The 11,867-nt window shown below is 58.2% G+C and carries 2 protein-coding genes; both read left to right on the top strand.

Annotated features, from left to right (window positions below; all coding sequences use genetic code 11):
• Positions 1-215 precede the first annotated feature (215 nt).
• Complete coding sequence (locus VF709_RS12065; protein ID WP_149896671.1) at positions 216-1,889, top strand: ShlB/FhaC/HecB family hemolysin secretion/activation protein; 1,674 nt, start codon at positions 216-218, stop codon at positions 1,887-1,889.
• Positions 1,890-1,898: 9 nt separating this feature from the next.
• Complete coding sequence (gene cdiA, locus VF709_RS12060; RefSeq protein ID WP_149896654.1) at positions 1,899-11,864, top strand: contact-dependent inhibition effector 16S rRNA endonuclease; 9,966 nt, start codon at positions 1,899-1,901, stop codon at positions 11,862-11,864.
• The last annotated feature ends 3 nt before the right edge of the window (positions 11,865-11,867 follow it).

The following is an 11,867-nucleotide window of genomic DNA, read 5'->3' as shown; positions in this document are numbered from 1 at the left end:
GTTGGAAACGCTACAGGAAATAATACACACGGATGATGATCGGCGCGATGGTGGATTTCTTTAGATTTACGCAGTGTCACCCGCTAAATTCTGAAAATGCAGCAAAATAGACCTTAAATTAAATGTGTGTATTTACACTGTTTACTTTTTGACATAAGTTGCGCGTTTTTTGACAGGCAAGTCTGAAAACGGACTTTTAGCAAGGAGTGGCAGTGATGACAGGGAAAACGTCGATACTACAGGTGCTGGCTGGCATGGCCTTGCTGGCAGGTGCTGCGCAGGCGGCCCCCCTGTCTCCGGCCGACCGTAATACTATTCAGCAGCAACAGCAGCAGCTGCTGGATGAAAACCAGCGCCAGCGTGAAGAGCTGGAGCGCAGCGTGGTATTACCGCGTCCTGTTCAGCCCGACAGTGCTGCGACTCCGCAAGGTCCCTGTTTTGTTATCTCGCGCATTGAGCTGACGGGTACCACCCTTCTTTCTCCGTTAGCCAAAGATCGCCTGGTTGCGCCGTGGGTGAACCAGTGTCTTGATATGGCGCGTCTCAACGCCCTGACCAACGCCATCTCTGACTGGTATATCAGCCGGGGGTATATCACCAGCCGCGCATTTTTAACCGAGCAGGATCTCTCTGGTGGCGTACTGCATCTCGCGGTGCTGGAAGGCAAACTCCAGCAAATCCGGCTTGAAGGGGTTCCCACCCGCACGCTGAGCATGACCTTCCCTGGCCTCGAAGGGAAAATTCTTAACCTGCGCGATATCGAACAGGGCATGGAGCAGCTGAATCGCGTGCGCCAGACGCCGGTTGAAATAGAAATTTTGCCTGGCGACAGGCAGGGCTATTCAATCGTCAATCTGACGGCTTCGCCTGAATTCCCGCTCAGCGGTTCAGTGAGTTTCGATAACAGCGGGCAAAAGAGTACCGGTACCGGACAACTCAATGGCGCGCTGTACGGCAATAACCTGCTGGGGCTGGCGGATAAGTGGTTTATCAGCGGCGGGCGCAGCAGCGATTTTTCGAACAGCCATGATGCTCAGAATTTTGCCGCCGGGGTCAGCGTGCCTTACGGCTACGGCTTGCTGGACTACAGCTACAGCTGGAGCAACTACCTCAGCACCATCGATAATAACGGCTGGCTCTGGCGTTCGACGGGCGACACCGAAACCCACCGTCTGAATGGCTCCTGGGTCCTGTTCCGCAATGGCGATATCAAAACCGGCTTGTCGGCGGGCATCACCCACCGCATCAACCATAACTATCTCGATGATGTTCTGCTGGCTACCAGCAGCCGCAAACTTTCAAGTTTCTCCCTGGGCCTTAACCACACGCAAAAAATTGCCTCCGGCGTGGCGACCCTGAACCCGACCTTCACTCAGGGTGTGCCGTGGTTTGGCGCCGAAGATGATAACGACAAACATGGCGATGTGCCGAAAGCCGAGTTCCGCAAATGGAGCGTCAACGGCAGTTTTCAGCGCCCGGTTGCTGACGGGCTGTGGTGGTTGACCAGCGTCTATTTTCAGTGGTCGCCGGACCGGCTGTACGGCAGCGAGCGCCTGACGCTGGGGGGAGAGGCCTCCGTGCGCGGCTTCAAAGAGCAGTACCTCTCCGGTGATAACGGCGGTTACTGGCGAAATGAACTCAATTATTCGCTCTTTACGCTGCCGTGGGTGGGGGATGTCGGCCTGCTGGCGGCAGTTGACGGTGGCTGGCTGAAGAAGGACGGATTTGACCGTTACGCCTCCGGCACACTGTGGGGCGCCGCGTTTGGTCTGACGACGGCTCATCGCGGCTATTCAAGCCAGTTTACCGTTGGCACACCGATGGCGTATCCGGATTGGCTGGCACCGGATCACCTCACGATTTACTACCGCGTATCAGTGGCTTTCTAAGGGACAGGGATGATGAAACAGGATCAGGTTCGTTTTTCACAGCGCGCGCTGAGCGCGTTACTGAGCGTTCTGCTGGCGACGCAGCCGCTGTTACCTGCGGTGGCGGCATCCATCACCCCGTCCGGCAATACGCAGATGGATAAGGCGGCTAACGGCGTGCCGGTGGTGAACATCGCCACGCCGAACCAGTCCGGTATTTCCCATAACAAATACAACGACTACAACGTCGGGAAAGAGGGGCTGATCCTCAATAACGCGACCGGGCAGCTTAACCAGACTCAGCTTGGCGGGCTTATCCAGAATAACCCCAACCTGAAGGCCGGGCAGGAAGCCAAAGGCATCATCAACGAAGTCACCGGCGCTAACCGCTCAAATTTGCAGGGCTATACCGAAGTGGCCGGCAAGGCGGCGAACGTCATCGTGGCGAATCCCTACGGTATCACCTGTAACGGCTGCGGATTTATCAACACGCCGAATGTGACCCTCACCACGGGTAAACCGGTGCTTGATGCCAGCGGTAAGCTGCAATCTCTTGATGTAACCCAGGGGGCGGTCACCATCGAGGGCGCGGGCCTCAATGGCTCGCAGAGCGATGCGGTGTCGATCATCTCCCGTGCGACGGAGATCAACGCGCAACTGCATGCGAAAGATTTACGTGTCGTTGCAGGGGCGAACCGCGTAGCGGCGGATGGCAGCGTCAGTGCGTTAAAAGGTGAAGGTACAGCCCCGAAGGTCGCGGTAGACACCGGCGCGCTGGGCGGCATGTATGCCAACCGGATCCGTCTGGTCTCCAGTGAAACGGGGGTGGGCGTAAACCTGGGCAACCTTAACGCGCGACAGGGGGATATTGCGCTCAGCAGTGCGGGAAAAGTGGTGCTGAAAAACACCCTTGCCAGCGGCAGCACCACGGTCAGCGCAGCGGACGTAACGTTACGCGGGGACCATAAAGCGGGTGGCAACGTCACGGTCTCCGGCCAGACGGCGCTGACGCTTGACCAGGCTCACGTTGCCGCCGATAACAACCTTCAGTTAACAACCCGCGGCACGCTGACGCAAAACGGCGGTGCGTTCACGGCGGCAAATGACGCTACGCTTGCCGCGACCACCCTGATCCAGAGCGTAGATGCCCAGGCAAGCGCGGGTCGTCATCTTGCCGTAAATGCTGAGAAAAACGCGGCGCTTAACGGTTCTGTTGTGGCGGGGCAGCAACTGTCGGTTAAGGGTGGCGAACTGGTGCAGCAGGGAAATCTCAGTGCTTCCGAGATTGCCCTCAACGCGCAGACGTTGACCCAAGAGAGCCGCAGCACAACAAATGCCAGCGGGAATATCACGCTCACCACGTCTGGCCACAGCCAACTGAAAGGCAGCACAACCGCCGGACAATCTCTCGCCGTCAGCGCGGGCAGCCTCGCTAACCATGGCGCATTAGCCGCCGTGGCGGATACCCGGATAAACACCGGTATATTCAGCAATACCGGCACCGTTCAGGGCAACAGTCTTACCGTCTCCGGGACGGATATCACCAGCTCCGGCGCGCTGAAGAGCGCCTCCACGCTGGATATCCGCGCAGACAATGCCACGCTTTCCGGTGAGACCGGCGCGAAAGGGAAAACCACCGTAACCGCCAGCGGTAATCTGAACAACAGCGGCACGCTTATCAGCGATGACACGCTAACGCTGAACGCGGCGCAAATCGTCAACAGCGGTACGCTTTCCGGTGTCCGGGGGCTCACCACCTCAGGGAAGACGTTCACCGCCAGCGCAACGTCAGTGACCCAAAGCGACGGGGATGTGGCGCTGAACAACACCGATACCACGCTTGCTGGTGAAACCAGTGCCGGTGGCGCCGTTACCGTGCAGGGCCGCAGCCTCAACACCACGGCCACGGCACAGACACAGGGCAACAGCGTCGGCGTGGCCGTGCAAAACGCAAAACTTGAAGGAACTCAGGCTGCCAAAGGCAACATGACGTTGAAGGCTGACAGCAGTCTCAACCACACGGGGAAATCATCAGCTTCAGGGCTTAAGGTTGAAACCGGCCATCTCAGCAACAGTGGAACCCTGACGGCCTCCGCGCTTGTAATCGACAGTCCTGAGGTCATTAACGGTGGTCTGATCCACGCCGGACAAACGCTGTCGCTGGTTACCCGTCTGCTGGATAACCGCAGCAGCGGCGTGCTGTACAGCCCGTCGGCACTGTCACTTTCCCTCTCTGAACTGAACAACGCCGGTATTATCACCAGCGACGCGGCGCTTTCCCTCTCTGGTTCAAATCTGACCAACAGCGGCGAGCTGAGCGGGACTTCACTGGCAATTGATTACGAGACGCTGAAGAACAGCGCGGAGGGGATGTTGCTGGCTCAAGGTGCAAACCGCATCACGGCACAGTCGGTGTCCAGTGCGGGCAGCATGGTGGGCAACACCCTGACGCTGAATGCCGATCGCCTGGAAAGTGCCGGTCTGTTACAGGGCGATAGCGCATTATCACTGACCGCCGGAATCCTGAATTTACTGACAGGCTCCCGCACGCTGACGGGCGGAGCGCTCGGCCTTTCAGGTACCACGCTGACTACCGCAGGGCAGCTCCAGGGACAGGATGTCAGCATCCGTTCCCACGACTGGACTAACCGCGGAAGTTCCCTCGCGACCGGCTCACTTGACGTTACGACCGCTGGAACGCTCAGCAATACCGGCGAACTGATGAGCCAGGGCAACGGGACGCTGAATGCGGTCAATACCGTTAACAGCGGCAATATGTTGTCGGCCGGTGACCTTTCGCTTAACGGAAAGACGCTGCGCAACAGCGGTACGCTTCAGGGGAATCGCGTCACCGCGCATCAGGACACCATCACGAACAGCGGAACGCTGACCGGGATTGCCGCCCTGACGCTGGCCGCCCGCCTGGAGATGGCGGCGCCATTACTGACGCTGGTAAATGACGCGTCGGGATCGTTACTGGCTGCGGGCGAGTTGTCCGTGACAGGCGGCGATCTGCGTAACGCAGGGCAATGGCAGGGGAAACGGGTACTTATTCATGCGCAGGCGCTTACGAACGGCGGTGCGATCCAGGCAGAAAATTTACTGGATGCGCAAATCGACAGCATCCTTACCGGGACAACGGGCAGCAAAATCACCTCTAATGGAGAACTGGCGCTCTCAGCACTGACGCTGGCAAACAGCGGGCAGTGGATTGCAAAACACCTCACGCTGGGGGGCAGTACCCTGAACAACAGCGGTGAGATCACTGGCGTTGATGCGCTTTCGGTTGCCCTAACGCAGCTGAATAACCAGGCCGGAGGAAAACTGCTCAGCGCAGGCGCGCTGACGCTTGATGCGGAAAATGCAACGAATGCCGGGCAAATCCAGGGGAAAGCGACCATGGTTACCGCCGGGCAACTCATTAACAGCGGACGGCTTCAGGGAGAAGCGCTGACGCTGAATGCCTCGGGCGCGCTGAACAATACCGCCAGCGGTGTGCTGCTGAGCGAGAATGCGCTGACGGTATCGACAGCCACGCTGAACAATCAGGGCACGCTGCAGGGCGGTGGGGAATCTTCGGTGAAGGCCACCACCCGCGTACAGAACGACGGCAAAATGCTCTCCGGTGGCAAACTCACACTGACCGCACCGGAACTGGCGAACAGCAGCAGCGGGCTGGTTCAGGCGGTGAGGTTGCTGCTGGATGTGGTGAAAGCCGTGAATGGCGGAAATGTCCTCGCAACGACACGCGCAGAACTGCGCGGCAGCTCGCTTGATAACAGCGGCACACTCCAGGGCGCTGATTTGCAGGCAAATTACCAGAGCGTTACCAACAGCGGAACGGTATTAGGCACCACTTCGCTTACGATAAACGGTGACGCTCTTGATAATACCGAGAGCGGTAAGCTCTACAGCGGGGATAAGCTGCTGCTCGACGTGCGTAATTACAGCGGCCGTGGTGATGTGGTTTCTCTGGGCGACACCACGCTGAAACTGGTTAACGCGCTCGTTAACACCGGCACCCTGGCGGCAGGTAAAACGCTGTCTGTCTCATCGCAGAATGCCATGACGAACAGCGGCGTAATGCAGGGCAATGCCATTGCCCTCAGTGCTGGCGGAGCGTTCACGAACAACGGTACGCTCACCACCGGGAACGGTAGCAGTACCTTCAACGCGCAGAGCCTGTTGCTCAATGCGTCCGGCTCGCTTCAGGCAGGCGGAGATGTGCAGCTTACCTCACGTGAAAATATCACCGTCAACGGTTTCACCGGTACAGCGGGCAGTCTGACGATGACGGCCGCCGGTACGCTGCTGAACACGGCGCTGATTTATGCGGGCAATAATATCTCTCTGTTTGCTGCACGTATCCACAACATATACGGCGATATTCTTGCGGATAACAGCCTCTGGATGCAGAAGAATGCAGTCGGGGAGGCAAACGCTGAAGTTGTTAACCGCTCCGGTACGATTGAGACCACACGCGGTGATATCACCGTTAATACCGGCCATTTACTCAATGAAGCCGATGGCCTGACTGTCAGCCAGTCTGAACGGGAATACCCGGATGCCATTCCTGCCGCAGATGAACACTACTTTAGTTATGATCTCAACGGCAGACGTTCGGATTTTGTCCTCCTTCTTGAAGACTGGAAAAACGATGGCAGTAAGGTTGTGTATGACTGGTATGAGCAGTGCCTTGGGAGTGGTGCTAATGGCAGTGGTCAGTGCAGGGACAGGGTTGATTATCGCCTCACAGGGGAGGACATCCGGCAGTTCCTGCTGAGTGAGTCTGTGGTTTCCGTATCCGCCACTGGCAGTTCAGCCCGAATTGCTGCCGGACGCGATATTACGATTAATGCCGGAACGCTGGATAACCGTGCCAGCCATATTCTTGCTGGCCGTAATGCCGTTCTTGCTGGGGGAACACTGAATAACCTTTCTGCGGAAGGTGGACGCCGCGTTACGTACGTTCAGGCTGAATACCGTTGCGAGTGGTTTTACCGGGACTGCAGCGATAGCAAATGGGAGCCTCTGACACAATATCCGGACGGAAGTTGGGGCTGGTTTGATGAGGACTACGGCTGGTATGGCTGGGTGCCTTATATCCTCGGTGAACGCACAACCGAATTTGTGGCTGATGGCGGTGTATACCGCTCAGTCATCAGTGCTGGCGGTAACGTTAGCGCAAACTTTACGAGTGATATCAGCAATACTAACGTCACCGCAAATTCGGGTGAGTTCAGTAATACGATTGATGCCCCAACGCTGAATACGCTCTCGCCTGAAGCTATTGGTAAGGGCCTTAACAGTGAATCACTGGCACAAGGTGGCAGTGCGGACATTCGTTTCCCTGAACAACTGGGCAATATCACTGACGCCCTGAAAGATATCTCCGGCGGTTCATCGCTCTCCGACCAAAACGGCAGCAGCGGTAACTATCCACTGCCGTCCGGCAACAACGGCTATTTTGTTCCATCCACCGATCCCGATAGCCCGTATCTGATTACGGTGAACCCGAAGCTCGATGAACTCGGCAACATGGACGACAGCCTGTTTAATGGACTGTATGACCTGCTTGGCATAACACCCGGTGCCACACCGCGTGAAACCAACAGCGCGTATACCGATCGGAACCAGTTCCTTGGCTCGTCCTATTTCCTGGACAGGCTCGGCCTGAACCCGGATCGCGACTACCGGTTCCTCGGCGACGCGGCGTTTGATACCCGTTACGTCAGCAACGCGATTCTGAACCAGACCGGCAGCCGCTATATCAACGGCATTGGCTCCGATCTCGATCAGATGCGCTACCTGATGGACAGCGCCGCAGAGCAACAAAAAACGCTGGGGCTGAAATTCGGCGTGGCGCTCACGGCTGAGCAGGTTGCTGCACTCGATAAAAGCATGCTCTGGTGGGAGTCAGCGACCCTCAACGGTCAGACGGTGATGATCCCGAAAGTCTATCTGTCGCCGAAGGATGTCACCGTGCACAGCGGCAGCGTGATTAGCGGCAATAACGTCCAGCTGGCGGGCGGGAACGTCATTAACAGCGGCAGCACAATTGCGGCGCAGAATGGGCTCTCAATCGACAGCAGCAACAGCCTGAGCAACCTCAACGCCGGACTGCTGAGCGCAGGTGGCGGGCTGAACCTGAGCGCGCTGGGGGATATCAATAACATCGGATCCACCATCAGCGGCAAAACGGTAGGGCTGGAGAGCGTCGCGGGCAGCATTAACAACATCACCCGCGCACAGCAGTGGAATGTCGATGCGGGAAATGTGCATTTCAGTGGCACCGATGTCGGCAAGACGGCCTCCATCACCGCCACCGACGGGCTGACAATGCGCGCCGGACAGGATATCAACGTGACCGGCGCAAACGTGTCGGCGGGTGGCAGCCTGGGTATGGCGGCGGGGAATGATATCAACATCACCGCCAACGAGATCGCGACCAGCGAAGGACGCGCCGGGCGCAACCGCGCAACCACGGAGACGGCGTCCGTCGCGCATCAGGGCAGCACCCTGAGCGCGGGCGGTGACCTCACCCTGCAGGCAGGTAACGATGTGAATGCCCGTGCGGCAGCAATAGCGGCGGAAGGGGATGTGGGCATTCAGGCCGGTCGGGATATGAACCTGCTGGCGGAAGCGTCGATGGAACGCTCCAGCAGCCAGGCGAAGAAAAAAACCGCCATTGACGAATCTGTTCGTCAGCAGGGTACGGAGATTGCCAGCGGGGGGAATACGGTGATCCTCGCAGGGCGCGACGTAACCACGCAGGCGGCTGGCGTGACAGCGCAGGGCGATATTGGCGTGGCGGCAGGCCGCGACATAAATCTGACGACGGCGACGGAGAGCGATTACCGCTATCGGGAACAAACTAAAACCAGTAGCGGCTTCCTGAGCAAAAAGACCACCCACACCATCGAGGAAGACAGCGCGACGCGGGAGAAAGGCTCGCTGCTGAGCGGCGACAACGTGACGGTGTCGGCGGGTAACAACCTGCGGGTGTTAGGTTCTGCGGTCGCTGGCGATGGCGACGTGGCCCTTTCCGCGGGCAACAATGTGGACATCGTGGCGGCGACCAACACCGACACGGCCTGGCGCTTTAAGGAGACCAAAAAGTCCGGTCTGATGGGCACGGGTGGCATTGGCTTCACCATCGGCAGCAGCAAGTCCACCCATGATCTTCGCGAGCAGGGTACCACCCAGAGCGAGAGCTTCAGCACCGTCGGCTCGACGGGCGGCAACGTCAGCATTACAGCGGGCAAACAGGCGCATATCGGTGGGGCAGATATCATCGCACAGAAGGATATCAGCCTGACCGGTGACAGCGTGGTGATTGAGCCGGGGCATGACAAACGCACCCGCGATGAGAAATTTGAGCAGAAGAGCAGCGGGCTGACGGTGGCGCTGTCCGGGGCGGCGGGGAGTGCGGTGAATAACGCGGTCACCACGGCCCAGAGCGCGAAGCAGAGCAGCGACTCACGTCTGGCGGCACTGCAGGGTACGCAGGCGGCGCTGTCAGGCGTACAGGCCGGACAGGCCGTGGCGCTGGACCAGGTGAAGGGCGACTCTGACAAACGCAATAACAACACCATCGGCGTCAGCGCGTCGATTGGGTCACAGTCGTCCAAATCCTCATCGCACATGGAAAGCGAAACGACCACGGGCAGCTCCCTGAGTGCAGGCAATAACGTCACGATAAAAGCCACCGGAAGCGACATCACCGTGGCGGGAAGCCAGATTAAGGCCGGGAAGGACGTGACGCTTGATGCAGCACGGGACGTCAACCTGATTGCCTCGCAGGATACGCAGCAGACAACGGGTAAAAACAGCAGCAGCGGTGGCAGCCTGGGTGTTGGAGTGGGTGTCGGTTCCGGTGGGGCGGGCATCAGCATCTCGGCGAACGCAAACAGCAGCAAGGGGCACGAGAAGGGCAACGGTGTCTGGCAGAACGAGACCACGGTGGATGCGGGTAACCGCGTGACCATCAACACCGGGCGCGACGCGACGATCGCCGGGGCGCAGGTGAGCGGCGAAACCGTGGTGGCGGATATCGGGCGCGACCTGACGATTGCCAGCACCCAGGACAGCGATCACTACAACAGCAAGCAGAACAGCGTCAGCGGCGGTGCGGGTTACACCTTTGGTGCAGGCGGTTTCTCCGGCAGCATCAATGTCAGCCGCGACAAAATGACTAGCGACTACGACTCGGTGCAGGAGCAGAGCGGGCTGTTTGCAGGCAACGGCGGGTTTGACGTGACGGTGGGCAACCATACGCAGCTCGACGGCGGGGTGATTGCCTCCACGGCGACGGCGGATAAAAACCGTCTAGATACGGGCACGCTGGGCTTTAGCGATATCCACAACCAGGCGGATTTTAAGACGGAGCATCAGGGCGCGGGTATCAGTTCGGGCGGCAGCATCGGCAAGCAGTTTGCCGGGAATATGGCGAACGCTCTGCTGGCCGGAGGCGGTAACAGCGGTCACGCGGAAGGGACAACACAGGCGGCGGTGAGCGAAGGGACGCTCATCATCCGCGATAAGGAGAACCAGAAGCAGGATGTGGCTGACCTGAGCCGCGATGCGGAACATGCGAACGGCAGCATCAGCCCGATATTTGACAAGGAGAAGGAGCAGCAGCGCCTGCAGGAAGTGCAGTTGATTGGTGAGATTGGCTCGCAGGTGGTGGATATTGCGAACACGCAGGGGGAAATAAACGGGCTGAACGCAGGCAGAAAACAGCTTGCAGATAAAGGGATAACCGAGCCGGGGGCGGATGCCAGCGACGAGGTTAAAGCCGCATATCAGAATGCCCTGCGCGAGACCGATGCATATAAGACCACGACGGCAAAATACGGGACGGGTAGCGACCTGCAGAGGGGTATCCAGGCGGCGACGGCCGCGCTTCAGGGGCTGGCGGGTAGCGACCTGACTGCAGCACTGGCGGGGGCATCCGCGCCGGAGCTGGCGTATCGTATTGGTCACGGCATGGGGATCGATAACAATACGGCAGCGAAAACCATTGCGCATGCCATCCTGGGCGGTGCGGTTGCGGCGCTGCAGGGAAACAGTGCCGCAGCGGGTGCGGCCGGAGCGGCGACCGGTGAGCTTGCGGCGAAGGCGATAGCGGGTATGCTGTACCCTGACGTCAAAGATTTATCGACGCTGAGCGAAGAGCAGAAGCAGACGGTCAGTGCACTGGCTACGATATCGGCCGGGATGGCTGGCGGGCTTGCTGGAGACAGTACGGGTTCGGCGGTGGCCGGGGGGCAGGCAGGGAAGAATGCGGCTGAGAATAACTCGCTGGCACTCGTTGCCAGAGGTTGCGCGGTTGCTGCACCCTGCCGGACGAAGGTCGCAGAGCAGTTGTTGGAGATCGGTGCGAAAGCGGGTATCGCGGGACTTGCCGGAGCGGCGGTCAAGGATATGGCTGATAAGATGACCTCCGATGAACTGGAGCATTTGGTTACCCTAGAAATGATGGGTAATGATGAGATTATTGCTAAGTACGTCAGTTTACTCCACGATAAATATGCGCCTTCCCATACTGGTGGTAACCTGCTACCTGAAACATTGCCTGGTCATACGGGTAATAACACAGGGTCTGTGGATACGGGGCCAAATCACACAGGGAATACGAATCGTCAGAATGATTCCGGTTCGAATAACACCGGCAATACAGAAGGTGCACCGAATACAGGTGGGAACACGACGATAACGCCGATCCCTAACGGGCCGAGTAAAGATGATATTGCTTATCTGGCATTAAAAGGGAAAGAAGCTCAGGAGGCTGCAAGCAATTTAGGTTTCGATCGCAGAATTCCACCTCAGAAAGCGCCATTTAATTCACACGGTCAGCCTGTATTTTATGATGGCAAGAACTACATTACCCCCGATATTGATAGTCATAATGTTACTAATGGCTGGAAGATGTTCAATAGTAAAGGTAAGCGTATCGGTACTTACGATAGCGGACTAAACAGGATTAAGGACTAGTGG

Origin of the sequence: Enterobacter sp. Lyrl_3, from assembly GCF_051948675.1 — a bacterium.
GTDB lineage: Bacteria > Pseudomonadota > Gammaproteobacteria > Enterobacterales > Enterobacteriaceae > Enterobacter > Enterobacter cloacae.
The sequence above is the reverse complement of the archived record's forward strand: the minus strand, read 5'-3'. Positions and strand labels throughout refer to the sequence as shown.

Coding starts and splice junctions, on each gene's coding strand:
- cdiA (WP_149896654.1), top strand. CDS start 1,899: ATGATGAAACAGGATCAGGTTCGTTTTTCACAGCGCGCGCTGAGCGCG.
- VF709_RS12065 (WP_149896671.1), top strand. CDS start 216: ATGACAGGGAAAACGTCGATACTACAGGTGCTGGCTGGCATGGCCTTG.